Raw genomic sequence first — 26,994 nt, 5'->3', positions numbered from 1 at the left:
CTGAGGAATCGACACATAATTTAATTGACTCAAAATAACATACCTCCGTACCGCGGCTTGTCCGCGGTATCCAGGAATCTATCCAAATAATTAAATTATTGCTTAAATTAAGAACTTTCTGGATGCCGCGGACAAGCTGCGGCACTTTGGTAGACTCAGTTTAACTTTTATTTTACTGGTAGGTGTATTTGGCCGTATGTTTACTTCGTTTCAAATTTAATATCAGATATTTTTAATTTGCAATCTTTAGACTGTGTTATATAAAATGTCATGGTGGTTTCTACAAAACCTGCTGAGTCGATAGCAAATGTATTAATGTTTAATTTTTGACCTTGAATAACCCAGGTATCTCCGGACTTACTTTTAACTGGTTTGGGATGATTAATCCAAACAATGTTTGATATACCTTCAACTCCGACAACATTACGTAAAACCATCTTTTGATATTCGTCGGTCCATGCTTCATCTGTATAAAATGTTTTCGCTTTAGTAAGCCGCGTTTTATAGTCACAATAACTAAATAAAAATGTTGTTCTTAATGCTGTGCCCAGCCAAGTTTCAACATCTTCACTGGTTAGATTTTTGCATTGAGCATTTATATTAAAGGAAACGATAGAGAATAAAATGATCAAACATATTTTTTTCATGACTGCATCCATTAAGTTGTTGGTGCTTTAAATATAGCAGAAATATTAAAGACACCATATTGAAATTGTGGGGAAGGATTAAATTCTGCCAGTTTTATTAATCCTTTGAAGTTGTGCATGTCATCTCAAATAAATAGTGATTTTTTTAGGATTATGACAATGAAGGTACTAAAAAAAAATGTAATCAGCCAATGTGGCGATGAAGGTAAACAATGGCTGGATTCCTTGCCAGAGCTGATTAAGCAAATGGAAATGTCCTATGGGTTATCCGGATTAAAGGCAGTTAAAAACCTAAGCTACAATTACGTACTCTCTGGTTTTCAAGAGTCACAGCCTGTTATCTTAAAACTGGGTCCAGATATTGATGGATTCAAACGTGAAGCTTTGGCACTTAAAGCGTTTTCAGGATTTGGGGTTGTTAAAGTGCTGGCAGAATGTGGTGGGATGCTTCTTCTTGAACGTGCTGTTCCAGGAGTTTCATTAAAATCGTACTTTCCTGAACAGGATAATGATGCAATTCACATTGCGTGTGACTGTTTAAAACGATTACATCAGGCACCGCTACCCCCCATTCACGCGTTTCCTCATATAAAAGAACGACGAATTCTTGATTGGTGTTTTGTACAGGCGGTACTTTCATGGACATGGGCTTTGGAAGATGGTTGTGACGAAGACTATTTCAAGCAATTAACACAGGTTTTTGCATGGTTGCACAGAGGTTAATACATTGGATAGGATGCCTTAATTGAGCGAACGTTATATGAAAATAGAGTTGACTTTGTATGGTCAATATCGGATCTATTCTCGCTAAGGGAGCTAACAGATGGAACTTTATAAAAATTACTTTGAAGTCAACAAAAATACCTGGAATCAACGTGTCAACATTCATAAAGATTCAACATTTTATGATCTCAATTCATTTAAGGCAGGTAAGTCATCTCTCATTTCTGCTATTGAAAGAAAAGAATTACCAGATGTTATGGATAAAACGCTACTCCATTTACAATGTCATTTTGGAATGGATACTCTTTCATGGGCAAGGGAGGGAGCAATTGTTACAGGAATAGATTTTAGTGATAAAGCCATTGAAGTTGCAAAGCAATTAACCACTGATTTACAGTTAAATGCCAATTTCATTTGTAGTAATGTGTATGATCTCAAAAGTAATTTAGAAGGGACTTTTGATGTCGTTTTTACTTCATATGGAGTAATCGGTTGGCTACCAGATTTGGATCATTGGGCAAATATCATCGCTCATTTTCTAAAACCAGGCGGCATATTTTATATTGCTGAATTTCATCCCATTGTATTTATGTTTGATGATAATATGGAGTTCATTAAATACCATTATGATAATCATGAGCTCATTGAATTAGAAATAGAAAAAACTTATACAGATGGAGACGCTACAATACAAGGCAAAGAATATGGTTGGAATCATAGTCTGAGTGAAGTAATCAATGCGTTAATTTCGCAAGGTTTAAAAATAGAATTATTCAATGAATTTAATTACTCTCCTTTTCCCTGTTTTCCTAACTTAGTAGAAGGCGATGATGGTTATTGGCGAATAAAAGGTTTAGAAGGCAAGATACCTATGGTTTATTCTATCCGTGCACGCAAATAAGTTGAATAAATGATTGGCTATTATCAGATATCAGACTTACGTGGCTCGGTTTGGTCACAGACCCTTTTGACTACAAGCCTGTTCTGATCTACCATGCTGTTCTCTAAACAAGGATTGTTATGAATAAATTCACGGTCATCTTAGGTTTTCTTATTGTTCAATTGTCTTTTGCCAGTGGGATAAGTCGTACTGAAAATGCAACAAAGACTGTGACGCCAGCTAGAGTAGAAGCACAACAAAGCATTTCATCGATTAATGTCTCAAACACCATTACCTTGAATGCACTGGCAACGATAATAACCAAAGGTATCGATGTGGATGGTTCTAGTGCTGACCCCGGATATTGGATGCGGGCACATACCGATTTTATCCATGCTGCCTGGCGTATTTCTGGTGCGCTTGTTACTCTGGCAAGCAAAATGGATGAAGGGCCTGATCGAGTCATCTTGGAACATTTGGCAGCAAGACTTGCTGACCTGGAAATAAAAGATGAAAAAGGGAATGTTCACTTTTGGGAGCGTAAAGCGAAAAAAACAGCAAATGTTATTAAAGAAGTCGCCTCACAAATAAAAAGAATATCAGAGCATATAAAAGGACAGGTCGATATTACTACTTTCTTCCAGGCAACCGCACAAATTGCAACAGAAAAAAAAGATCGTGGTAAAGGGAATGTAAGTTACTGGCGACGTGCAACGCGTGATCGGGCTGATCTAGGGAAGGCAACTGCAAAGGGTATCACTGTGATGCTAGATTCTATTCCAGCCGATTTCCGATATTTATTTGAAACCTATACCATTCAGTTAGCGAATATGTCTAGCAAAGGGGATGGAAATGTGAGCTATTGGCATGAGCGGGCTGAGCAGTTACGGCGAGAGTTAAATCAGGTATCGCAGGCTCTTGTTGATCTTAGTTTATCGTTATGATGCCTTTTATCACCCCTCATTGATTTGTCAACCGATGTGTAGCCATCCATGGGGTCAGAGCAGAAACCGTGTTCCTGCCAGTATCACTGTTCCGCTTCCTCACGGTCGCGGCTCGGTTTTCGTGTGTTTGTATTGACTTCATCGTGCACCGGAAACCGAGCCGCGACCGTGAGGAAGCGGAATTTTTGTTGCTTGCAGCCGGGAACTGACGCTCGTGACACAACCAAAGTTTTAACCAAGTCTCCATTCCCGGCTGCAAGCAGACCGGGCTACAAAAGCATCTTGAGTAAGTGCCATTCCGGCTTGAACCTGAAGTATAAAAAAAATGCACAATTTAGGTGTTGTTTTAGTATAATACGCCCTAATCTAGATTGTTTTGTTTGTGATTGGTTATGGTAAAAAAAGAGGACTTAGCTTCTTATCCCATTGGTGTAGCGCCATTTGGCGTCTATTCTCGTCTTCTGAAAAACCATGATGGTTCATCAAGACTTGAACGAATATCCTTGGCAGACTGGAATGCAATTGCATTTCATCTGGCCAGACTTTTGGTGTTAAAAAGATCACTTGATCAAGGATTAAAGGATCTGATTCCCTTGTTTTCTGTGCTTTTTAACAACGCACCTATACGTGCGGTATTTCCACCCCTGCTTCATTTTCCCGGTGTTGGACTGGTTCCAGATGACAGCAGTCTTGTCAGACACTATTCAAAACTTCGACCAAAACGGCAATATCCCAATAACCTCGGGGCAATACGCTTTCATTTGGCAGATCACCTGATCCACGGTGATGAGGATGCGTTGATCAACAATATCCGTATATTAAAACAGCATCAATCGCCTGTTTTTGCTGAATTTTATTCATATTTTGAAGCTTCCTGGGAACTGGTGAAAAAGTGGTATTGGGATGAGTATCAACGCAACCTGCCGGACTGGCATTGGCTTCAAGATGAGTATGGTTATGTAAGGCATGAGCGATTTGCTACGCTTTTTGGGGATAATCATTTTTTGGTACATTGTTTGATGAGGCTGATCAATCCCCCTCATAATGATTCTTTCTGTCCACGCTATGGCTTGGGTCTGCTGACGCTGTTCAGAGGACGTTTTGATATTGTTGTTGAGCTGATTCTTAATGAAAATCCACATCCAGTTGATATCCTGTTTTTGAGTCATTTTTTGAGTAATATGGTAAAAATGGGGGTTGATTATGATGAGGTAAGTGCCGACTTGCTTGCGCGTCTCTTTAGCGTGATCCAGTATTTGTCCCAACTCGGGAATGAGGCATCAGATTTCATCTTATCTTCTTCAACGGATCCTGATGCCTGTTTTAAAATGCGTGTTTTTACAAAGTGTGAACTCAACTTTATTTTCAGTTTATTCAGTGATCATCTTTCTGTGAAAAGGGATTGGATCTGTTCCTTTGTTGGCTCTGATGGTGGCCTGCCTCAGGTAGGACAAGCCTGTTTGATTCGGGTATTTCAACCTGAGCGTCTCGACAGATCATTAGAGAGTGGTCTGCAACTGGCTCAAGGTCTGGCATTAATGGGCGGCTGGCGGCACATCTTTGATCTTCATCTTTGGGAAAAGAGAAGCTTTCTGCCAAAGCAGTTTGATCTATACTCGATCCCCGAAAACAGGACATTGGAGGAGCATTTGGCTCAACCATGGCTGAAATACATTATTAATCTGCTGTTACAAGTTCCGGCAGCACAGTGGCAATTGCATGAAGGGCAGGTCGGGATGATTTTAAGAAGCATGTTTCCAGGGATTCGTCTTGAACCTTTGAATATTTCGTTGACGCCGGAACAGCAGAAACTGGCAGCGTCCCTGTTAAACAGCCATCCCCATGAACTGATTCCACATGCCATTCAGACGCGACATTTCTTTTCTTTGTTACAGGACAGCTTTTTGGCACCACAGGGGTTTCTCAGCGTAATGAATCCGTTGAGCCGCCCATTTTATGCGGGTGGCAATATCGGGTTTCAACTTACTCAAGTAGCTGCCTTGCCAAAGGACGGTATTCAGCGACAGTTACAGAGTTGGCAGCAGTTATTTCAGTTATATCCCTTTAAACATCCCTTGTTTGATGAGCTGGAATACCTGCCTTTACTCGATCTCAGTAATACGGGAAGACGCCGGGGACTTTATATAACTCCAGGTACGGCAGCGGTCAGGAGATTAAAAAGCCAATATAGTTTTTTACCGGTTTATACTGACAATCAACAGGGCCTTTATTGTCACCTGGAGATGAAAACAGCAAAACAGGGCATAGGTAAAGTGGCATCAGGGTGTTGCCTGTTTGGCAGTGCGCTGATAGCGATAGGGCAGCAGTCTGGTGTTGCTTATCCATTATTGACCCAACGTCAATCTGATTTTCAGGAGCGTATTTCAGCTTTTGCTGTGACACATCAGGAACATCCTGAAGAATTAATTTTTTTGTCCATACAAGCCACGATGGCGCCATTTTATGCGGGTGTATGTCAGGAATTTGTTCTTCACGATGTGCGTTTTGCGTACTACATGTATCTTTTGCCTTATTATTTCAATGAACAAATGTCGACTGAGCTCTGGTGTCAAGGCAAGACATTAATTGATGAGCGTTTTCAGCGTTTGTTTGGGCAATTGAAGGCAATCATGAAGGCTCATGAGATAAACTGTACCGCATTTTCATCTTTGCAGTTGGCCGAAGCATTCTTTAACGAGGAGCAACTGGCATCTTACATGGTGTATCCCCGTGAGGAGAGAATGCAACGTTGGACTTGGGACGTGCTGTCTTACCTGTGCTATCAACCACACCATACACGGGTCAGTGATGCCTATGCATATTGTCTGGGAGAACAACTGGGTAGCATCAAGGCGCAATTGATTGATAAATCGGATCAGCCTGTTGGTCCGGCTCTGCTGAGTAAACTTGATTTCGTACTGCAGTTCGCTATTTTAAACGATAACGAACAACAGACTTTACTGGTCAGTTTGTTGAGTATCGAATCCAAGCTGCTGGAATCTTATAGCAAATTATTCAGCCAGCGTTTTGGTAGCGTGGCCTCCTTGTTAATATTGGCACCTTTGCTGTTAAACCAACGTTCGTTGAATTATCGGTGGTACTATCTGCCGAATAGTGAGATAACCGATGCTTGCGCATTGGTGAACGATTGCATGCCGTCATTACAGACTATGATTGCGGCGATTGCCAGAGATGAGCCGGGCGCTTACATTGATGCGGTGCGATGTGTGTCGTCAGTAGTCAGGAACCGAAACACCTTTTTTGGCCGTTTATCGAAAAACCACATTGAGTCTTGTGCAGAGAATGGTATCCAGATAACTCTTTGAGATGACCAGTCATTTTCCCAGAGGACATCAAGCCAAAATCTAATACCCTCCTAATGGCACTAAATCAGGTTTTGTGCCGCAACAAAACTTCCGCTTCCTGACGGTCGCGGCTCGGTTTCCGGTGCAGGATGAAGTAGATACGAACGCACGAAAACCGAGCCGCGACCGTGAGGAAGCGGAACAGTTATACTGACAGGGACTGACGATCGTTACACAATCTAAGTTTTAACCAAGTCTCCATTCCCGGCTGCAAGCAGACCGGGCTACGCAAACAGCTTAAGTAAGTGCCATTCAGGCTTGACCCTGGAGTATTGCAACAATAGGGCTGATCTAATAATTTGTTAATTTTTCTTTGTTATAGTGTTCCTTTTATTCATTTCGTAAATATCCATGCCTATACGTTATTTGACCAGCAGCGATAAAGATCAGATTCTCGCTTTAGATAAAATTATTTTCAATACTGTAGACCCTCAGGGGGGATGGACTGACAGTGATTTTGACCAGTTTTTTAACGAAGAAAGCTGTTATGTCTTTTCTGATGAAGAAGAACCTGATGCCATAATTGGTTATATTTTTGCAACGCAGGTGGAGGATCATACTTACATTAGTAATCTTGGCTCTGATCCCAGAATAGCAAAACGCGGCGTGGGCACAACACTTATGGAAAGAGTGATGTTACAAGAATTTGAGAATTCTCAAAAAAGGAACAGACCTTTTTCAGTAAAATTGCACGTTGATGCTCATAATGCCAAGGCAATACAATTTTATAAAAACCTTGGGTTTAAGGAAGAAAGCCGCGATTATTATGGCATAAAAATGACAGCCACGGAGTTACCAGAAAAGTTCAAAAAAATAGGCTTAAGCTCCGCAGCCCCAATACTTAGAAAAGCTCTGATTATAAGAAATGTTGAAGGCCTTCAATATGATGATCTAAAGAATGCTATGGAAGGTTTTGAGCCAGATGAACAAGCTCCCTCAGAGTTTAATAGATTACTCCTATTGATGCGCGCCACTCCTTCTGAGCAAGACAGGCAGGAAGCACTGTCTTTATTTAAAAGGGAACCAGTACGTGATTATGTCTATAAACTCGTTAAAGAGAAGACAGGAAGCCATATTATCTATCATATGAATGGATTGGAAGATGGCGGAAGAATCAATGCGAGTGCCGTTCGTTACATAACAGCAAAACTGGAGGCAATACCTGCCAATACAGACTTTGATCTGATGTATCTTGGCGGCGGCCATGGCTCACCTCATGTGGGTTCGAGTAATCTCACTAGGGAGCACTTGGAAGAGATCACCAAAATAATCCACCAAAAAAATATAAAATGCTCAGCAGTGATCTTGGGCAGCTGTTTTAGTAGTGCTTATTTAGGCTTATATCAACCTTTATTAAAACCTCATGGCGTTACCTTGAGTAACTCGCTTGAATGTGGGGGGTATAATGGATTTAAACAAGCCATGCGATGGGTAAAAGGACAACAAAATGAGTTTTATTCCAATGAAGACATCCGTGGTTCTATCCTCGTTTCGCCTGAGGAAAGGGATGCTTTCAAACATAGAATTGAAGAGGGATTAAGTGAGCCTGAACATACATTGCTGCATGCTTACACTACCGTTGTTCATCGTGAAATAGGAGCATTACCCGAAGCAGAAGTTAAGGAGCTGGCAGAAGAACTTCTTCACAATAACTTAATTGATTTGATTACTGATTTGCATGTTTTGGAAAAACCTCTGACTCAGGAAAAAATTCAAGAATCATTGACTCGTTATCCCCATTTGCATGATTACATAAAAGCAATTGTGCATCACGGAGATAACTCAATTTTTGAGATCTTGATACATTGCATCAAACCAATACCAACCTCTTTAGCCTTGGGAACGTCAACTACATTGACCTTATTTAAGTTCAGCGAAGTAAATACAGTTCCTTCATCCTCAGCTGATGACTATAAAAGAAATTATCGGGCAGTGCTCACTGAAGTAGAGCTGTCAGGAGGATTTTCAGAAATAAGGGAAGTGCTCTCTGGCTTCAATCAAATATCAGTAAAAAGACAATTTAATGAATTATTTGCCCGGGCTACTGCTCAATTAGCAAACACACGCAGAGAGGAACTACGACAAGAGCAATTAGGCCAAGAACAGTTGCGCCAAGATTCCAATCAATCTCAGAAAAGTCACAAAGAAGAACATCACCGAATCTTTAAAAAAAGTCTTAAGAAGCTGCGTGACAAAGCAGAAGAACTGAACAGGCGTGGAGAGCCAGAGGCTTATAGCGTAGCATTAAAACTTTATAAAAAATTAGATAAAGCCGGAACGATTTATTTCCAGCAAGAATCAAGTGCAGAGCACTTCGAAAAGTTTAAAAACAAATGTGAACAGCATATTGGCCGTTCAAGAAATGAACTGGATAAACACAGGGGCTGGTCTGAGTTTCTATTCAATTTCCTTTTGGCAATTGGTACCTTAGGTATTGGATTGGTAGTGAAAGGAGCCATAAATCTCGCCAATAATCGTTCTTTTTTCTTTGTTCATCAAACAGATACCAGTAAAAAGCTGGACGAGATTGAAGAGGTCATTATTCAGTCTTGTGAGCTTAATCTCTGATGCATTCATCAGCATTTTTGGCTCCATATGTACCTTAGATCGATCCCGGCTGCAAGCAGACCGGGCTACAGATTGGATTTTGAAGCTTAACTTAGTGCCATTCGAGTCTGACCCCATTGCTTCCTCAGCCCGAACGGCATCGATGTAACGACTGGATAAAACAAGCTTCTTATCCATAACTCAGGTAAACTTAAGGAGCTCCGCCGTCCCGCGGCTTGTCCGCGGGATGTAAGAATGCGTGGATGGGATTTATTGAGTAGGCCCCATGGTCGAAGTGACTTCTGGTGCTCGGGCAACAATAGCTGATGTTGAAGCGAATAGAGAGTTATCTCCAGGCGCAGTCAATTTTTTGGTTCGCTTTTGTTCTGCAATTTGACCCAATATTTGTCTGATTTCTTTTAATCGCTTCAAGGCTATTATTTCTTCATCCTTAGGTAAAAACTCTGGATTAGCCGCACGTATCGAATCTTTATCCCTTAATTCACTCAGGTAATCCAAACCCATGCCAATAACAAAGGCTTTTTTGTCCAATCTGAATCCAGCTAAATCAGCACTAGCGCCCAACGGCCTATCCTGAACTTTGTCGACCAAAACTATTGATTTAATGCTCTTGGCATATTGGAATTTAAATTGGTCAATAATAGTTCCTAAGGTTTTACCTGTGTCACACACGTCATCAACAATAATAACGTGTCTACCCATCAAAGGCACTTTAGGTAATGCCCCTGTTTTAATATCCCCGGAAACCAATTCATGGCCATAACTGCTTACTGACATAGTAGTAGGAGTGAAGTGGTAATTGCGTTTTTTTAAAGCCTCGCACAATAGATTAGCGAATGGTACGGCACCATCCATTAAGCTGACTAATACCGGGCGTTCATCAGGATAAGTTTTAACTATCTCATCAGCTAATTGCGCAACCCGTTCTTTTATCTTTAGGTCAGTCAATACAGTGCCTTCTAAATCTACTGCATCTGATGAGTGGATCCATAAGCGTTCAGCTATTTGTGACTCTAATGGTTCTAATTCAGCTAATTCCGCTAATAGTGCTGCAACTTTCTTACCCATAACTACTCCATCTATTTAATAAAAATGCGATTGTCATAGAGAATAAAAAAAATAACAATGAGTTTTTTGTGAGCATGATGTTTTTTAATGATTTAATACGTGAGTGAAAAAGGAGTCCTGTTTCAGTGAATAATTTTCTTAGTGATATCCCATTTTGGATATCCTTTATTTTTTTTCTTTATAGGGTATGCTGGTACGTGAATTCTTATAACAAGGAGGTTATACAAATGAAAAAAATGCTATTAGGACTCAGCTGAGTGACGAGTATGCAAGCGAACAAGTTAAGGAATAATCGATTGATTTAAATATATAAAAAACTGTAGCCTTGATGCAGCGACAGCGTAATCAAGGTTTTCTTATGGTCTTTAAGCCTTACTGTATGAAAACCTTGATTACGCTGTCGCTGCATCAAGGCTACGCCTGTTTTAAATTAATTCTCTAAATCAATCTTCCACGTTAACTTAGGGCTGACCCCATTGGTTGTTGGTTGTATTGTGCTTCAATCTGGAGATAATTATGAATGTTTGGGAGAGGGTTTTTACGGAGTATTTAACAGAGTCATGCTCTGAGCATGACGATGCCTCCCATGACCTTGACCATTTTCGGCGGGTGGCACATACAGCCAGGAGAATCGCAGCATTAGAACAAGAGATAGCTGATTCCCTTGTTATTTTGGCAGCAGCTTATTTCCATGATATTGTGAGCCTTCCCAAAAATCATCCTGATAATAACAAGTCTTCGCTTTTAGCGGCTTTGAAGGCTAAGGAAATTTTACGTGAAATGGGTTTTCCAGAAGAGAAATTGGACTCTGTGGGGCATGCGATCGAGGCGCACAGTTTCTCTGCTAATAAGCAGCCGGAAACGATAGAAGCAAAAATTGTCCAGGATTCTGATCGGATGGAGGCATTGGGTGCTCTTGGAATTATGCGAACCTTCTATGTTTCTGGAAGGTTGAACAGAGAACCTTATGACTCAAAAGATCCCTTTGCCAAAAACCGACCTCTTGATGATAAACAGTTTGGACTTGACCATTTTTATTGCAAATTATTTAAACTTCCGGAACTCTTGCAAACAGAAGGAGGCCGTCAGTTGGCTATCAAAAGAACGGACACTTTACACCTGTTTGTTAATGAACTTGCCAAAAACCTGGCTGCAGGAGAAGGAGAGGCTTTGGTCTTGGTCCGTGCATGTTACAAAGCAGGTAATGAGGGGTATGCGTTGTTTCATCATTCCGATCCTTTGGCTTTACAACGACCTCTTGAGGAAAATCGTTACGCTTTAGATACTTTACTCAAAGCTGAAGAGAAACCTTCATCCTTTATCATGCCATTTCTGAGTCGGCTTTACGAGGAAATCAGGGCAGACGAAAATCATTAATAGCGGATCCAAATCAATGGGTTCCGAAGCAAGAAAATTTATCGGGTTTGCAGGGTTTGTAGCCCGGTCTGCTTGCAGCCGGGATTTGTACTGGTACGATCCCGGCTGCAAGCAGACCGGGCTACACGTACTCTATTGATAATATAAGGTCTTTTTGTCTTTTATTTGACAATTTAATGTTAAGTAAATACACTTAAAATAATATTTATACATGGAGAATGGAATCATGCCTGAGCCAATAATATCAAATGAGCAAAAACTAGCCAAATTGGTTGTACTAAAGGTACTTGATAAATTGGGCGAAGGGATTGAAAAGACGGACGTGAATCTAGTGCTTGAACAAATACCCGAACCTAATGTTATGGTATGCGCATTAGATTTAGGTCAAAAAAGTCAGGACGAGGTTATAGCGATTCGATCAAAATTGTGGAAGGCACTTGAGTCAATTACAGGTTCAAAGATCGATAACATAACTATGGAAACCCCAGATAAACACTTTATGACGAAGCCTGCACATTGGACGATTAAAATCCGCGTTGATGAGTTAATTAAACATTACCCGAGTCTGTTCAATTCTCTCCTGTCAAACGCTTTTTCGTATGATGAGCAACAAACCCTGGAGCCTCGTTTTAAGGTAAATGGAATGGAAATGGGTGATTTTGAAATTGTGACCAAGTTAATGGGGCAAGATGAAGCGGAACAATTGGCGAGTCAATTGAGATCTGAGTTACCTAACCATGACATATATGCTTCTGTATCACGAAATGTTCAAGACAGATATCGAGTGATCATTCCACATGGGGTTCAGTTAATCGAAAAAGCCATGGATGCACGACAAAATTCAGCAGAGAAATCACTGCGATTTTTTCAGACTGACTCAGCATCTGTGAGTCATTCAGGAGAGGTTCCTGCCCCTGACTCATTCACTAAAAAATAGAATATTGCTTTATCCAGTCGTTACTTCGATGCCGTTCGGGCTGAGGAGCGCGATAGCGCTGTCTCGAATCCTTGGCACTGTACTAAGGCTTCGAGACGAGGCTACCGCCTCTCCTCAGCCCGAACGGCATCGAAGTAACGACTGGATAAAAAGCTTGATTTAAATATCTAAAAAACTGTAGCCTTGATGCAGCGATAGCGTAATCAAGGTTTTCCTATGGTTACTGCATGAAAACCTTGATTACGCTATCGCTGCATCAAGGCTACGCCTATTTTTAAATTAATTCTCTTAATGGCAGTGAGACTACCACCCTTGATTATTTCTGTCCGAGAATAACTATATATTGGCCTAAGGCAACCTGAAGTATCAAGTCATTAAGAATAAACTGTGCTCAGTATGATCAAATAAGATGTTTTTGTTTTTTAGTGAGCCAATGTATGAAAAAATACGCCATATATAAAAAAGATAAGAGAAATGTTTTATTCCAGACCCCAACAGGTATTTACGAAGTGTCTGAATTTATTTGGGCTTTGGTCTATTCAGAACCTTTCGAGCTGACGCCGTTACATGACAATTTTGATCTTTATGATGTGGCGCATACTAAAGCACATAAACGCCTCAGTGTATTTGAATTATTCTGTGAAACACCTGAAGAGGTTGCAACTCTTTTCAGAAACTATTTCTTAAAAATCTCCTTTCTTCTTTCTCAGGAGAGTATTGATTTTCTAGCCAAAAATCCTGCAAAACGTGCTTTATTAACTGATGCAGATCTGCTCATTACTTATTATAAAAGACTTAATCCCAATGATTCAGGAGATAGGGTTCTGAGCGCTGTAAATGCTCTTTCTTATGAAAACAAATTACATAAGTTTTTCTACTCACTAACAAGTTATGGCCAGCACCTGAAGCACCATTTTTACTCTGGCTATGTTGAATTGATGTCGCCAGTTACTTTGTTCATTGTAAGCCTTCACTTTCGTCTCATAGAAAAAGAACGACATACTAACATCCCGCAACAATTACTGACTCTGGAACAATGCAAGCGGTTTGCTGCAGGTATGAATTTAAATGATATTCCGGTTCGTTTTAGAGTGCTGCTTTACTGCTTAGATAACATGCCTGTGCCGAGTAGTGTTGCAGACGCATGCTCTATGTTAACCAGCATAGAAAGCTTTCCTATTATTAACAAAGAGCACAAGGCGAACTGTGCAAGTTGGATATTAAATAACGTTACCCCTTTTCCAACAACCCCTCAAGACGTGGCTGTAATGGTTGCTTCTGTTCAGCAAGCATTGGGTCAAAACACCTTAAATTTGATTTCATCCAGATTTCTTAATCCTCGTGTCTGTTATCTATATCTGCTGATACATATAAGTTGTACTCCTCTTGATAAACAACCAAAGCTAGAGGGATATGAACGATTTTTAACTAACAGACAAGAATGGCTAAATGTTCTTGCAGCTTATATCCCATTAATGGCTGATCCAGATGACTTTTTGGCAAGAATGATTGGTTTTTCACAAGGAAAAGAGTGGTTTGCAGACTTGCAACTGTCGGTTGGTTTCTGTACGGACTTAATGAATTCTATGGTCGGTAAGGTGGAATCAAGAAATAACGCTTCTGTAGTCAAATATTATTTTGATTTGATGCCTTTAGTATTGGCAAGGACTGAATTTGACCCCTGGTTTATCAGTGCCTTGACGCAACATAAATTTGAATTATTTTTTAAATCTTCTTTTTCATCAGGGAGTTATGGATACTGTCTTGAGGACTGTCAGGTCATTACAGATAAAACAGTTATTCAGAGTCTTTATGGGCGAATCAAGCCAGGATTAAATCAACGACAGAAAATCAGGTTTCATATTCTTTTTTCGAGACTGATGAGCGATGAGACAGAGCTATTAAATAATATCGTACTGGATATTCAGTTGTTGGAAGACGTATTAATACCTCTGGCACCATCTTATCCCAAAAATTCATTTATTAACCGTCTTCTGAATATTAATTACAACACGAGCCAGGAATTATTTTATAAAAACATTCTGAATAGAAATTTCGTATTCGCGGAATGGTTGCTTCTCCGTGGTTTTACGGTAAATCTGGATTGTTTCGCTTTAAAGCTAAATGAAGGCTTGTCTCTTGAACATAAAGCAGCACTACAGACCTTTTTAGCAAGGTCAAGTGTTACCACGACTCTGAGTAGCAGCAAAATTAAAATCATCAATGACGTGATTGATAAACAAGAACCAACCTTGTCTCTTCTTCCCGAAAGTGCGCGGGTCTTATTTGCACATGCTCACCTTACAGTGTTTAGAAAATTAAAATTGTTACCTAAAGACCTGAATGAATTTAATTATTTGCATCAGAGTAAGGAAATATTGGTTAATATGCTCATTCAATTATTTGAAAACATGGAGGCCATTCATCAAATTCAGGCTCTGGCTTTATGCGATCATGAGTTCATGACTTTTTTGTGGCATCTCTACAGTTGGCAAGAAGGAGATATTTCTATTTTAAATATCATGAAAACTATCATTACAACCGCACGTAATGCAACGTCTATGGAACGTTCATTTGCCCGGGCTTTTTTGGTATCGCAAGATCAGGTTCAGGATTTGCAGCAAGATGTTCAGGATCTTAAACAAGAGATTGCGGGTGTTTCAAAGCAATTAGATAGTGTACTAAAATTATTACAGCCCTCAAGAAACACTCCAGAGCCTGAACCAAGACCAGGCTCAAGAAATGAACTGCAATTTTTTTAAAGAAATCAATCGCATTTGCCCAGAGTGGCACTGTGTCGTAGCCCGTATTAGCGAAGCGTAATACGGGAAATTGCTTGACCACGTTATTGCCACTTCGATCCTGTATTACGCTTCGCTAATACAGGCTACAAAAACTTGCCTGAATGTGGAAAGGGGGCGTAAGCTATGCCGGTGTAATCTGGTTTAGGAGTTTTGATGAAGAAGCAACAGATGTATCAGGTAGATGCCTTCGCTGGTAAATTATTTGGCGGAAATCCGGCTGCGGTTTGCCCTTTGACTCATTGGTTGGATGATGAGCTCATGCAATCCATTGCTGCTGAGAATAATCTTTCTGAAACGGCCTTTATCGTTCCGACAGGTGAGCATTATGAAATTCGCTGGTTTACACCTAATACTGAGGTGGCCTTGTGTGGTCATGCGACTTTAGCCAGTGCTTTTGTTTTGTTTGAATTTTTAAATTATAAACACGATGAAATTCTGTTTCGTAGCAAAAGTGGGGAGTTGCGTGTCAGGAAAGCTGGCGATCTGTTACAAATGGATTTTCCGGCACTGACTTATACTAAAATAGATCCAACACCTTCTTTGTTAGAAGCGGTTAAGGTGAACCCTGTGGAAGTCTATGAAAGTACTTTTGATATGTTGTTCATTCTGGATAATGAAGAAGAGGTTACACAGGCAAATCCAGATCTGCAGGCAATTGGCAAGTTAAACAGCCGGGGTATCATTTTATCCGCACCGACAAATAGAGCAGATGTTTACTCGCGTTGTTTTTATCCTGGTTGTGATGTTCCCGAAGATCCTGTGACGGGATCAGCGCATTGCGTTATTGCACCTTACTGGTGTAATCGTTTAGGTAAAAATTCAATTCATGCATTGCAGGGAGGGAAGCGTCAGGGCGAGTTGTGGTGTGAGATAAGAAACGACAGGGTTTTATTATCAGGCACATGCCAACTTTATTTAGAAGGGACTATAGTGTTACCTTGAGCATAGCCATTTTAATATCGGCTCATTCGAGCAGGGAATGGCACAGGGTCGTAGCCCGTATTAGCGGAGCGTAATACGGGAAATTGCCACTTCGATCCTGTATTACGCTCCGCTAATACAGGCTACACACCTTGGAGAACTCACGGTGGGGCTTAGGTCGCTTAATTTAAAAGATAACTTTTATTGCCATACCTAATGCCATGCCAATCATCATCAGGTTTTCTGTTAATGAAATAAATCCTAAAGGCACGTTGCTGTCTCCGCCAACGCAAGCGCATTTTAATTCGCGCTTATCTATGTACACTGCTTTGAAGACGGAAACAGCTCCTATGAGTCCGATAAATAAAGCCACTGGAATGGAAATCCAGTGTAAAGCGCTGGCAATCATTAACAAGCCAGCCAATGCTTCGGCAAAAGGGTAAATATAGCTGTAAGGAACCCAGCGTTGGGCAAGCAAGTCATAATTCAAAAACATAGTGGAAAACCCTTCTATGTTTTGTAATTTTAACAAGGCGAGAACAACCATGCTTAATGAAATAAACCAACCCAGAGTGCGATTGGTAAAAAGATTGCCTGTAAACGCATAGCTCATCGCAATTGCCATTAAGGCGGTTATTGCGAAAAGAACGATTACGGGTCTATAACTTGTTGCTTTGGGATCCTGTAACTTTTTACCAAAAAAGCGGCATAAATCATCGTATCCACCAATACGTTCCCCATTGATAAATGTTTGTGGCGTTGTTTTGACATTATGTTTCGCCTTAAATTCATCCACTTGATCACGATTGGTTAACCAAATATCTTCAACGGCATAACCCTGTCGTTGCAACAGATCTTTGCTTTTAAGGCCGTATGGACAAATATGCTTTTCCATGACCATGCGATACAGGGTGGCTTTTTTAGTTAATTCGGTATTCATTGTGAGCCTGACGTGCCAAATAGAGAAGTCTTTTGATCATAAGCTGTAGACCGGTTGCTTGCAACTGACTCTTTTACCCATCTTTGTCATTCCCCGACCCACGTCGTCCTGACGACGTAGATCGGACTACTGCAAAGTATAGGTTGAAGAGACGACCGTTGCTTGCTATCGGCACGCTTCCCGGTTGCGAGCAACCGGGCTACGCCTCACTCTGATTCGTGTTCCTGCCAGTATAACTGTTCCGCTTCCTAACGGTCGCGGCTCGGTTTTCGTGCGTTCGTAGATACTTCATCGTGCACCAGAAACCGAGCCGCGACCGTTAGGAAGCGGAACAGTTATACTGGCAGGGACAGTGTTTCTGCTCTGAAGCCTTGGTTCCCTCAGACAAGCAGACCGGGTTACAGCTCTTGTGAGCTAGCGGCGGTCAAAAAACGTCACTTCGCCGGTTGTGATATCGTATAAACCGCCAATAATTTTGATGGTTTTGGCTTTTACCATATCCGCTAAAATGCTGCTTTTATCCAAAATGGTATTGATGCTGTTATGTACGTTGATTTTTGCTACTTCATTAACATAACACATGTTGCTTCCGTTGCGTTCTTCTGTAAAGGTTTTTTCCTGTTCAATGGCAGGGGTAATTTTATGTAACAGTTGGGTTAAATGCCCTAATTCCGCTTCGTCACAGGCGCCTTTAATCGCACCGCAATTGGTATGACCAAGCACTACGATTAATTTGGAACCTGCAATTTTACAGGCGAATTCCAAACTGCCAATAATATCTTCATTAACAATATTAGCTGCAATACGAATACTGAAAATATCGCCGAGCCCCTGATCGAAGATTAATTCTGCAGTGGTGCGTGAGTCTATGCAGCTTAAAATGGAAGCAAAAGGAAACTGGCCGTCAGCCGTGTCATTCATTTGTTGCAATAAATTGCGATTAAAACGCAGATTTTGCATGAAGCGTTGATTGCCTTTGCGCAATAAATCAATGGCCTGATTGGGCGTGATTTTTTGTTGTTCTTCTTTGCTTAGAGTCTTCATCTCGAATAAGCTCCTCTTTGGTGTGTATTATTCAGGCTTTAGTTGAAGATAGCTATTTTATACGGAATTGTAAATTTATTTCATAAATTATTTCAAAATCGTTAACGAAAATGCGTTTTAACTTAAGAGAGGTTGATTTAAAATAGGCGTAGCCTTAATTACGCTATCGCTGCATCAAGGCTACAATGTATTACTTTTATTTTCGTTTAGGGCTGGATTGTTTTAATCTGCTGCTGCCTTCTGTTTCCACCGCTGCTTCCTCTTTCTCCTTTTCTTTGCCTCTGGATATTTTAGGCGGCAGTTTCATGAAAAAATTTTTCAGACCGCGAGGTGAGGTATCACTTGAAGTCCCCGAGGCGGAGTGCTTAGGTGAATTTGGATCAGATGAACTGCCTGATTTAGGTGAATCCGGATCACTCATATTATTTCGTCCAGGTGAGCTGTTAGGGCTGCCTGAATCACTGTGATCGGGCGATGGTGAATGCGCCCTTGATTTTCGTTTGGGAGAGGTTTCATCTGAAGAACTGCCAGAAGAGCGATCCAGTTTCTTAAAGCCTGCACTCAAGCGTCCCAGAAAACTTTTTCTGGGGTTTGATGTAATCAGAGATGGCGGTTTACTACTGGCTGGCTGCTCATTTTCCCGTGCCGCAACCAATTGATCCATACTGGGAGTTCGTTTGGCAAAAAACACTTCGGGTTCTTTGGGTATATCATACTCATCTTCAGTAAAATCCTCTTCAGGATGAGTTTGTTCGCTGTTAAATGCATCGATGTCTTCCCCGCTGTAACTCTCAAGATTCAAATGACTATCATGTTCCGTTGGCGGTAAAAATTCATTTGAGGGCATCCAGCTGCTTAGTGAATGGATGGATATTGAAGAAGGTATACCTATAGTCTCATGGGATTGCTGACGCGAAAGCTGTTTCTCTGGAAATTGAATATTATAGGCTTTGATAAAGAGTAACTGGTATTTTTTCATTGCCAGACGAGACTGATTCAGCAAAGCCAATGTTTGCATATCCGGCGGAGTTTCAAGATCTTCCAGATTTAATTTAGGCAAACCAATTTCTGGCATGTCCAGATTTGCCAGATTTTTGGTGGTTAATTGAAAGCCAGGAATTCCGAGACTGTCCAAATCATGCTGAGTTAATTCAATTCTTTTTGCTGGATCAAAGTGTCCCATTTGTGAAATAGCCGCAGTGATGTATTTTTTTGCCGTGCTTTTGAGACCAGGCAGATCCTGGCAAAGTCCACTGAAATCATTCTGCATTGCAATTTTATAGCCTTTGGGAATATCACTGGTGTATTTATCAAGATTGTCTCTCCATAAGCCACCAAGCATACGTGACTCAGTAAAAAAATCACGCGCAGGTGTTGCATCGGGAGGCATAGGCACAACTGCTTCAGGAGCTACCCACAGGGCTGTGCCCAGATTTTCAGGTACATTTCTCTTATTTAGATCTTTGGCGAAATCATAGTCAATAATAAAGCATTTGAGTGTATTCTCATCAACACGCACATTATCGGGTTTCAGATCTCGATGAATGAGCCCTTTGTTAAGGATGCTTTCTTCACACGCCTTAAGCAAATTAATTGACAGAATGAGGCGTTGTTCCAGCGTCAACGCTTCCTTTTTATCATTCCATTTGGATATGTCCTTATTGATTATCTCAAGCAAGTCCACATCACCAACCGAGCGCATGACGGTATAACTGCTGTCATCAAAAAATACAGGCTCCTTGATGTGCAAATGTCCTGCTCTGGCCGTGGTTTTATATTCTGCGTTACGCGCGTTGATAAAAGCTGACGGTGTATGTTTTGCAGTATCACGTCGTTGCTTTTTCACTACTCTTTTTTTATCTTCCGGTTTTGTTTTAAATACATAATGCTTTGTGGGCGCGGCTTCAGGATTTTTGGGATCGTTTTCTTCCCACATTTTAATTGTATAAAGAATGGGATAGAGAAAAGAATAGCCACCGCTGCTGATAGGACGTTTACTCATCACATCATAACGATAACCGTTCCCATGCGTTGACTTTCTTTTAAAAATTTCTATGCTGTTATCAGAATAATAAAAGCCAACAGTGTTACTTTCATCGAAGCTGCCTGGCTGCATTCCAGGTATAAACGTAGCGTTTTTTTGTAAAAGGTATTTGACTAATAACTCTTGTTCTAAAGTGCCGGGGTTGGTTAAATCCATTTTCATTTTCATATGTCTGTCCTTGACATAACTCGCTTCATCTAAGTATAGTTAATGTGCAATATTTAATCAATTTTTGTGTTTTTTGTTTATTTTGCCCTGAGGCAATTTGTAAATAAAAATACCTTGGCTTATGATGCTGCCATTGTGTTTTTTATAGTGGATGTGAATCATGGGGCGCGGTTTTTTTCTTGCAGGGAGTAAACCATCATATTGTTTAAGAATTTATGACTTTGATAAAGTCATCACCATAAAACCGTCATTTGAAGTAGAAACAGATAATGCTTCAGTACAGAAGAATACTAAAAAAGACATTAAATCAGTCTTGGTTCAACCCGATCCTATCTTTGCTATTTGCTCCTATCTCGATTCACCAGATAATATTGTTACTTATCTTTCCTTGATTTTCAGGCAAAAACCGGTAGTTGTAATGGAAAAGGAATTCAAGGTGCACAGTGAGCGCATGAAACAGGAAATACACGCTTTTACCTTAACTGAGTTGTCTTTTGAGAACCTGCCTTATCCTGTGTGTGTTACTACCTTGCCCAAACGTACTGGCACAGTGGATGAAAAAACAGGCGAGAAGAATTCTGCTTATAAGAATGCCCGCGAGGCCTTAAAAGAAAGCAGAAAAAATATCCCTATGACAGCTATTATTCAATACTATATAGAAAGGAACATGCTGGATCCTCATCAATTAAGGCTTAGCTTTTATGATGATGACAGGAGCAATGTTGATACATTCCTGGAATTGAGTATTCCGGGTTTGAACCTATCTGTAGAAGGCTATTATGTTATTCCTGATAGAGAGGATTTCGAAACAGAAAAAGCAGGCTTTGGGCTTGTGTCTTCGAGGATATAGGATCGGCTGAGGATGAAAAGGATGAAAGGCAGGCAGGAACTTTTATATTGTTATGGGCGTTCCCATCAAACCAGGGCGGAATGCTTCAGGCCGGAAAGTGCCAGAGATCTGCAGAGCCTTGTTCATAATGACTATGAAGGCAGCCTGTTAGGGCGAGGCCGTGGGCTGAGTTACTCTGATGTATGTCTTAATAAAAAAGTCATATTAAGCGACAGGTTAAACCATTTTATTCACGCTGATGGAACACGTATTACTGCCCAACCGGGAGTCACACTTTCGGAATTATTTTCTCTTTATCCTGATAAATCACTGGCCGTAATTCCCGGTACTCTAAGGGCATCCCTTGGAGGTGCTGTTGCAAATGATGTTCATGGAAAGAATAACCCCAAATACGGCAATATAGGGCATCATATTAACTCCATTCAATTGATCATTCCCGATGGCCGGATCAAGACAAGCCCTGAGGAACATGCGGATCTCTTTTTTGCAACCATTGGGGGCTTGGGCCTTACCGGATTTATTGAAGAAGTGAATTTGAACTTATGCGACAAAAGCAAGTTTGTGCGCGTAAAAACAAAAGCGCTCCGTGACATTAGTGAGCTTTTTAACGATCTAAAGCACAGCCAGGACGAATATGCAGTATGCTGGTTGGATATGCTGAACCACAACCGTTTTTTATTAATGGAAGCGGAGCATATCAGTCGGGAATGTAATTTTCACCACAGGATAAAAAAAATTCCCTTTACATTACCGTTTAATCTGGTTCGTGAATGGAATATGAAATTGTTTAATAAATTGTATTTCAAGTTGCATCAAAGCGGGGAGTTTGAGACAGACATAGTCTTTTATAACAATCCCTTAGACACTATTTACGGATGGGACAGGATTTATGGCCCGCGAGGATTGGTACAATTTCAATGTGTATTTCCTTTTGAAAATGCGGAACATCATTATCAATCCATTTTAAAGATCATCGATCAATATGACGCAACTCCAGCTCTGGCGGTATTAAAAAAATTTACCAGGCCGGGGTTAGGTTTATTGTCTTTTACGCAACCTGGTTTTAGCCTGGCGATTGATTTTGCGAATAATACCCAAAATGGTGCAGCCATCAGACATCTTAATGAATACATCACTGAGATTACAGGAACAATTTATTTGGCAAAAGACAGTTTTTTAACCAAAGCACAATTTGAGTCCATGTATAAAAACAGCGACCAATTTAAAGAGGTGCTCGAAAAGTACAAAATCAATTCCAAATATACGTCTCATTTGTCAACACGATTGGGGATTACAGCATGACAACATGGATCATTTCAGGAGCCACATCCAAAATTGCCGAATCCTTTGCGTTAAAAGCAGCACAGGAAGGAAATCAACTGCTACTTGTGGGTCGTGTATTGGAAGACCTTGAGATTATTGCAAATGATATACGTATACGAACTCAAGCGCAGTGCGAGATTATGGTCAGCGATTTAGCATCTGGAACAATAGATCCATTAATCAAGTTCATTCAAAATAATGAGTGTTCTTTATTTCTTGCCCACGCACAAATGATTGCAAACGCAGATTTAAATGAAAAACACTGTGCCAGTCTTATTGAAACCAATTGCACTTCAACCGTTCAGATGATTAATGCCTATTTAAATTCAAAGCAACCGTTTTACAGAATTATTTATTTAAGTTCCGTAGCAGGGGATAGGGGCCGCTTTAAAAACAGTTTTTATGGGGCAACCAAGAAAATGGTTGATACTTATCTGGAAGGGTTGCTTAATACGCCTGATAGTTCCATAACTATAGCCAGACTTGGATTTATCGATACTCGCCTGACTTATGGAGAGCCTGGTATCTTTTATGCAGCAAAGCCCGAAGACTGCGGTCAATATTTGTTTTCAGCCAATCAGAAAGGGAAAAATCTGCTCTATTATCCTAAATTCTGGTTCTTTATTATGTTTATTATTAAAAGCCTGCCCTTGATGATATTCAAGCGGTTGAAATTTTAACCAATTTAAAATGCATCCATAATGTTCCGCTTCCTGACGGTCGCGGCTCGGTTTCCGGTGCACGATGAAGTTTATACGAACGCACGAAAACCGAGCCGCGACCGTGAGGAAGCGGAATTTTTGTTAAGGCACAAAGCCTGATTTAGCATTGGCGTAGTGCATAGACCAAGAGGCGATCAAGCGACAGTTGCTCGCAACCTCTGTATCGGCTTCCCGGCTTGCTTGCAACCGGGAATGGGTTTGGTTTTGTATTGACTTCATCTCACGAGCAGCGTCACTAAATTCGATTTTTAAATTATTGTAGCCTTGATGCAGCGATAGCGAAATCAAGGTTTTCCTTTTGTTTTAATAGCATATATGAATATGAAAACCTTGATTACGCTATCGCTGCATCAAGGCTACGGTTGTTTTATTAAAATGAAAAGACGTGGCTTACCTCTTCTTCCGTTTCAAAATCATGGCTGTATGCCAAACGGATAAGCTCGAGCTTTTTATGCAAATCTTCTACATTTACAGGCTCTTCAACCACATCAGTTTTAGGGGCTGGTTTATTGTTCTTTCCGGGTTGTTCCTGAGTTTTGCTTATTGGTGTTTCTACTATAGGTGCAAAAGGTTTCATGAACGTACCTAACTCCACTGGAGTGTCGCTTTCGCTATCATCCAGCCATTCTTCTTCAGATTGAAGATCACTACTTTCATCCAGTTCATCGTTTTCACTGACCTGCCTTTGAAACAATTGGCTTTTTTCAAGCATTGCCAAAGTATCATCACTGCTGGAATAAGGTTTGTTTTGTATTGTTGGCTTTAATTTTGTTCCCTGAATAATGGCCAACAAGAGAGCTTGTTTATCTTCTGACTCCGCTTTTTGTTGTGAATTTTTAGCTGAAGCCCCACTGTCTTTAACCTCAGTTTTTGTTTGGGACTGATCACTAGGCTTGGGATGAACATAAGGCTCGGGTGCTGGCGGTGCATTGGGGATATTTTCTGAGCCTGTGGTTTGTGCCTTAGTCTCTTGTTTCTTCGGTTCTGCCGCAGTCACTGTTGCCTGACCAACATTCAATTTGCCTTGGCAAGCATCAATTAATTGCTCCAGTTCCGTTTTAACCTCAGGAGATATATCAATGAGGATACCGAGTATGCGTGCTTTGCGGCACAAAGCCAGGATGTTATCACTGTTTTCTTTCAGAAAAGCTTTGTCATCTATTTTTAAAAAGACTAACAAGGCCTGTGTTATTAAAGTAAATTCCGTATTTTGTAATTTAGTTACGGTATTTAATGCTGATTTATACCTTTTTTGTTTGAATAATAGCTTCCTCTGAGCTTTATTCTTCAGGTTTTTTGCTTTATCCGCAAGAGCTGAAATCACTTTAGGTTTGGGGAAAAAGCGTCCTCCCTTGCCTTGCTTTTTATGTTCCTCGGTAGCCGATGATTCGCCAGGCGTTGCTTTCACTTCATCCTGTAGTTTTTTTGCTTTTTCCAGACAATCTACGGTTTTCTTTTCATAATGAGTTACTTTAGTGCAGATATCTTTAAATTCTTTAATTAACTCTGATTGCGGAATTTGCGTGGGCTTTTTTGCAGCGTTTGATGGCGCTGGCTTTTTATCCACTGGGGGTGCTGGAATGTGACTTACGGGTACAGCCGGCTCAGATTTTTTCACCAGTGGTGCTTCAGAACGCTTTGGTTCTACTGTGGGTAATGCAGGCAGAGGACGAGCCGGCGGAGTAACCGACTTTGTCTGCTGAACTTTATCTTCTTTTGGCGGTTCGGGCGCATGATAAGCGGGCGGAGTAAGGGGATCCGCTTCTTTTTTACGGTAAGGCTGCCCTGCGGTATACACTGGGGCCGCCGGAACGGAGGCTGGCTTATTCTCTTCTTTAGTTTGCACAGCGGTTTCGGTGTTCTGGGCTTTTTCACCTACCGGAGGTTGGGGGGCTGGGTAGGAGGGGGCTTTTATATGCTGTTCTGTAGCTTTTTTCTTATTTACTGGAGTTGGATTGTTCTTTACAGGAACCGTGGTTTGTCGCTCTTTGAACTTTGGTGCAGGAGGAGCCACTGGTGGCTTGGAGCTTACTTCTTGTTCGGGGCTGGTTACTGGCTTTTCATTGCTTTTTGCCTGGGTTCCTGGATTGGTATTTAATTGCGTGATTAATTCGTTGATATCCGCAATCCATGGGTTTGTTGTTAACTTGGGATCTTGATTTTCTATTGTTGCGGTCAAATCAGAGGTCGTTCTGGTTTTGATATCCTGGCTAAACAGGGCATTGATGCAAGAGATTAAGCGCGTCAGGAAAGTAGTTTCACCATCGGCTGCGCCAAACCATCTGCTGAAAAAGCTTTGTTGCGATTGGTGTTCTGATAATGCCAATTCCGACATGCTTTTGATTTTTTGTACACTTTGCTGTTGTTGTTCAGGAACAGTATTAGCCTTTTGTAATGGATAAAGATGGTGTAAATGTTCCAGAATATCTTGAGTTGCTGAGGAAAAATCACTGCTGTTTTTATAGAGTTCAAGAAGTTCACGAACAGTAGTTTCACTAATGTCACTATTAGATTTTTCTAATGCGATCAAATCCTGAATTGGTTTATCAAAATAACTGCTAAAACCAAGCCAAAATAAAAAGCGGGGTATAAAGCCAACATTAGCTTTGTAACGTAAAATAGATACCTGAATAATTAATTTATCGCTGATGTTCATGGCATTATCCTTTCAAAAAAAGAGCACTACTCAATATGATTCAAATAAGGTCAAAATGAATTATACATGACAACAAGAGAGTAATACTACCGTATAAAATACGATAATGAACAGCAGAAAAGTTTATTTTGATGCAATTCTATTAAATCTATTCGTAGCCCGGTCTGCTTGCAGCCGGGAATTGTGCTACTTCGATCCCGGCTGCAAGCAGGCCTGGCTACGCACTGTCTCTTGATCACATCTTTGCCATTACCCGATCTACGTCGTCCTGAGCGCGTCTTTTTGCGCGAAGGATCTCCAAATACTGTGGCACCATGCCACTTTCAGGAGATCCTTCGCGCAAAAAGACGCGCTCAGGACGACGTCGATCGGACTACACTTAAATGGACCAGGTGCATTCTGGCTCTTTGGCTTGTTTTGCATCCTGGGCTTCTTTAGCAACGGAACCTTGAGCAAATAATTTGGGAGTCCATGGAGTTGTTGTTACAGATGGCATATGATAGCGGCCCTCAGAACTTATTAAAGCTTCTTGCAGTTTTTTTAAATCTTCCGGGTAAAGAGGCAAGAACGATTCACGCATGTTGGGTGCAAATAATGAGTCAAAAAAATCATCTACCAATTTGCGCGCTTCACTTTCTTTTACTTCATGGTTAACAGTGCTAATCCGTACACAATGGACATCCTTATGGATTAATTTTTCGTAATTCTCAGGGTCTTTAGCAACAAACTTGTTTATAAGTGGATGCGAAGAATACATGCTTTTTGTATTTATTTGGATTTGAATGTTTGATGGTTTGTCGAAAGGCAAATAGAACTCTATACTACGGATATTAAGTTTTTTTATGCCTTCATCACTTTCCAGCCTTAACTCTATGCTTCTGCCACTCCAACGGATGCGGGCACTATAAGCAGTTGGAAACATAAACCCTCCTTGGTTAATTGTCACGAATGATTGTAATTCAATTTTTTTCGAATTGAAAGAAAACAAAGTGCCCGACAGTAAGTGAGCCAGT

19 protein-coding genes are annotated in these 26,994 nt (G+C 40.7%); 12 read left to right on the top strand and 7 right to left on the bottom strand.

Going from position 1 to position 26,994, the window contains the following annotated elements:
• Positions 1-200 precede the first annotated feature (200 nt).
• Positions 201-647, bottom strand: coding sequence for a hypothetical protein (locus B094_RS0105435; protein WP_018576790.1), 447 nt, complete (start codon positions 645-647; stop codon positions 201-203).
• Positions 648-806: 159 nt separating this feature from the next.
• Here B094_RS0105435 and B094_RS0105430 point away from each other — a divergent pair, with 159 nt between their 5' ends.
• The 5 genes from B094_RS0105430 (at position 807) to B094_RS15770 (ending at position 9,127) form a co-directional block, all read left to right on the top strand.
• Positions 807-1,370: an aminoglycoside phosphotransferase family protein gene (locus B094_RS0105430; protein ID WP_018576789.1), complete on the top strand. Its 564-nt coding sequence runs from the start codon at positions 807-809 to the stop codon at positions 1,368-1,370.
• Positions 1,371-1,470: 100 nt separating this feature from the next.
• Positions 1,471-2,271 (top strand): class I SAM-dependent methyltransferase, encoded by an 801-nt coding sequence (locus B094_RS0105425; RefSeq protein WP_018576788.1) that lies wholly within the window; start codon positions 1,471-1,473, stop codon positions 2,269-2,271.
• A 119-nt stretch (positions 2,272-2,390) separates the two neighbouring features.
• Positions 2,391-3,194, top strand: coding sequence for a hypothetical protein (locus B094_RS0105420; protein WP_018576787.1), 804 nt, complete (start codon positions 2,391-2,393; stop codon positions 3,192-3,194).
• Positions 3,195-3,586: 392 nt separating this feature from the next.
• Entirely contained in the window at positions 3,587-6,520 is a 2,934-nt protein-coding gene (locus tag B094_RS0105415) for a hypothetical protein (RefSeq protein WP_018576786.1), read from the top strand.
• Between the two features lie 390 nt (positions 6,521-6,910).
• Positions 6,911-9,127, top strand: a complete 2,217-nt coding sequence (locus tag B094_RS15770) for a GNAT family N-acetyltransferase (RefSeq protein ID WP_018576785.1) — start codon at positions 6,911-6,913, stop codon at positions 9,125-9,127.
• 249 nt (positions 9,128-9,376) lie between these two features.
• Here the strand turns inward: B094_RS15770 and B094_RS0105405 are convergent, their stop codons facing one another.
• Entirely contained in the window at positions 9,377-10,195 is an 819-nt protein-coding gene (locus B094_RS0105405) for a phosphoribosyltransferase (protein ID WP_018576784.1), read from the bottom strand.
• 516 nt (positions 10,196-10,711) lie between these two features.
• On the opposite strand from B094_RS0105405, the gene B094_RS15765 reads away from it, so the two are divergent.
• From B094_RS15765 to B094_RS0105380, 4 genes are all read left to right on the top strand, one after another.
• Positions 10,712-11,572: an HD domain-containing protein gene (locus tag B094_RS15765; protein ID WP_018576782.1), complete on the top strand. Its 861-nt coding sequence runs from the start codon at positions 10,712-10,714 to the stop codon at positions 11,570-11,572.
• Positions 11,573-11,798: 226 nt separating this feature from the next.
• Positions 11,799-12,509 (top strand): hypothetical protein, encoded by a 711-nt coding sequence (locus B094_RS0105390; protein ID WP_018576781.1) that lies wholly within the window; start codon positions 11,799-11,801, stop codon positions 12,507-12,509.
• A gap of 437 nt (positions 12,510-12,946) precedes the next feature.
• Entirely contained in the window at positions 12,947-15,271 is a 2,325-nt protein-coding gene (locus B094_RS0105385; RefSeq protein WP_018576780.1) for a hypothetical protein, read from the top strand.
• Positions 15,272-15,466: 195 nt separating this feature from the next.
• Entirely contained in the window at positions 15,467-16,255 is a 789-nt protein-coding gene (locus tag B094_RS0105380; protein ID WP_018576779.1) for a PhzF family phenazine biosynthesis protein, read from the top strand.
• Positions 16,256-16,421: 166 nt separating this feature from the next.
• Here the strand turns inward: B094_RS0105380 and B094_RS0105375 are convergent, their stop codons facing one another.
• The 3 genes from B094_RS0105375 to B094_RS0105365 form a co-directional block, all read right to left on the bottom strand.
• Positions 16,422-17,174: a MauE/DoxX family redox-associated membrane protein gene (locus tag B094_RS0105375; protein WP_018576778.1), complete on the bottom strand. Its 753-nt coding sequence runs from the start codon at positions 17,172-17,174 to the stop codon at positions 16,422-16,424.
• Between the two features lie 414 nt (positions 17,175-17,588).
• Entirely contained in the window at positions 17,589-18,218 is a 630-nt protein-coding gene (locus B094_RS0105370; protein WP_018576777.1) for a carbonic anhydrase family protein, read from the bottom strand.
• Positions 18,219-18,414: 196 nt separating this feature from the next.
• A complete protein-coding gene (locus B094_RS0105365; protein WP_018576776.1) occupies positions 18,415-20,430 on the bottom strand; it encodes a protein kinase domain-containing protein in 2,016 nt (671 codons plus the stop codon).
• A gap of 160 nt (positions 20,431-20,590) precedes the next feature.
• Between B094_RS0105365 and B094_RS0105355 the strand changes: the two genes are divergently transcribed.
• The 3 genes from B094_RS0105355 to B094_RS0105345 are packed head-to-tail and all read left to right on the top strand — an operon-like array spanning position 20,591 to position 23,283.
• Entirely contained in the window at positions 20,591-21,280 is a 690-nt protein-coding gene (locus tag B094_RS0105355; RefSeq protein ID WP_018576774.1) for a hypothetical protein, read from the top strand.
• A 21-nt stretch (positions 21,281-21,301) separates the two neighbouring features.
• On the top strand, positions 21,302-22,582 hold the full coding sequence (locus B094_RS0105350; protein WP_018576773.1) for an FAD-binding oxidoreductase: 1,281 nt from the start codon (positions 21,302-21,304) through the stop codon (positions 22,580-22,582).
• A complete protein-coding gene (locus tag B094_RS0105345) occupies positions 22,579-23,283 on the top strand; it encodes an SDR family NAD(P)-dependent oxidoreductase (RefSeq protein ID WP_018576772.1) in 705 nt (234 codons plus the stop codon). The genes B094_RS0105350 and B094_RS0105345 overlap by 4 nt, the downstream gene beginning before the upstream one ends.
• A gap of 412 nt (positions 23,284-23,695) precedes the next feature.
• Here B094_RS0105345 and B094_RS0105340 read toward each other — a convergent pair whose 3' ends face one another.
• Together B094_RS0105340 and B094_RS0105335 are read right to left on the bottom strand one after the other, a co-directional pair.
• The gene (locus B094_RS0105340) at positions 23,696-25,981 is read right to left on the bottom strand and encodes a hypothetical protein (RefSeq protein ID WP_018576771.1); all 2,286 of its coding nucleotides are present in this window, start codon (positions 25,979-25,981) and stop codon (positions 23,696-23,698) included.
• Between the two features lie 379 nt (positions 25,982-26,360).
• On the bottom strand, positions 26,361-26,903 hold the full coding sequence (locus B094_RS0105335; RefSeq protein WP_018576770.1) for a hypothetical protein: 543 nt from the start codon (positions 26,901-26,903) through the stop codon (positions 26,361-26,363).
• Positions 26,904-26,994 lie beyond the last annotated feature (91 nt).

The organism is Legionella shakespearei DSM 23087 (assembly GCF_000373765.1).
Classification (GTDB): domain Bacteria; phylum Pseudomonadota; class Gammaproteobacteria; order Legionellales; family Legionellaceae; genus Legionella; species Legionella shakespearei.
The sequence above is the reverse complement of the archived record's forward strand: the minus strand, read 5'-3'. Positions and strand labels throughout refer to the sequence as shown.

Bases quoted from the DNA above. Each gene is read 5' to 3' on its own strand.
- B094_RS0105390 (WP_018576781.1), top strand. From the start codon at position 11,799: ATGCCTGAGCCAATAATATCAAATGAGCAAAAACTAGCCAAATTGGTT.
- B094_RS0105355 (WP_018576774.1), top strand. From the start codon at position 20,591: ATGGGGCGCGGTTTTTTTCTTGCAGGGAGTAAACCATCATATTGTTTA.
- B094_RS0105350 (WP_018576773.1), top strand. From the start codon at position 21,302: ATGAAAGGCAGGCAGGAACTTTTATATTGTTATGGGCGTTCCCATCAA.
- B094_RS0105385 (WP_018576780.1), top strand. From the start codon at position 12,947: ATGAAAAAATACGCCATATATAAAAAAGATAAGAGAAATGTTTTATTC.
- B094_RS0105415 (WP_018576786.1), top strand. From the start codon at position 3,587: ATGGTAAAAAAAGAGGACTTAGCTTCTTATCCCATTGGTGTAGCGCCA.
- B094_RS0105380 (WP_018576779.1), top strand. From the start codon at position 15,467: ATGAAGAAGCAACAGATGTATCAGGTAGATGCCTTCGCTGGTAAATTA.
- B094_RS15765 (WP_018576782.1), top strand. From the start codon at position 10,712: ATGAATGTTTGGGAGAGGGTTTTTACGGAGTATTTAACAGAGTCATGC.
- B094_RS0105405 (WP_018576784.1), bottom strand. From the start codon at position 10,195: ATGGGTAAGAAAGTTGCAGCACTATTAGCGGAATTAGCTGAATTAGAA.
- B094_RS0105435 (WP_018576790.1), bottom strand. From the start codon at position 647: ATGAAAAAAATATGTTTGATCATTTTATTCTCTATCGTTTCCTTTAAT.
- B094_RS0105340 (WP_018576771.1), bottom strand. From the start codon at position 25,981: ATGAACATCAGCGATAAATTAATTATTCAGGTATCTATTTTACGTTAC.
- B094_RS0105335 (WP_018576770.1), bottom strand. From the start codon at position 26,903: ATGTTTCCAACTGCTTATAGTGCCCGCATCCGTTGGAGTGGCAGAAGC.
- B094_RS0105375 (WP_018576778.1), bottom strand. From the start codon at position 17,174: ATGAATACCGAATTAACTAAAAAAGCCACCCTGTATCGCATGGTCATG.
- B094_RS0105345 (WP_018576772.1), top strand. From the start codon at position 22,579: ATGACAACATGGATCATTTCAGGAGCCACATCCAAAATTGCCGAATCC.
- B094_RS0105365 (WP_018576776.1), bottom strand. From the start codon at position 20,430: ATGAAAATGAAAATGGATTTAACCAACCCCGGCACTTTAGAACAAGAG.
- B094_RS0105425 (WP_018576788.1), top strand. From the start codon at position 1,471: ATGGAACTTTATAAAAATTACTTTGAAGTCAACAAAAATACCTGGAAT.
- B094_RS0105430 (WP_018576789.1), top strand. From the start codon at position 807: ATGAAGGTACTAAAAAAAAATGTAATCAGCCAATGTGGCGATGAAGGT.
- B094_RS15770 (WP_018576785.1), top strand. From the start codon at position 6,911: ATGCCTATACGTTATTTGACCAGCAGCGATAAAGATCAGATTCTCGCT.
- B094_RS0105370 (WP_018576777.1), bottom strand. From the start codon at position 18,218: ATGAAGACTCTAAGCAAAGAAGAACAACAAAAAATCACGCCCAATCAG.
- B094_RS0105420 (WP_018576787.1), top strand. From the start codon at position 2,391: ATGAATAAATTCACGGTCATCTTAGGTTTTCTTATTGTTCAATTGTCT.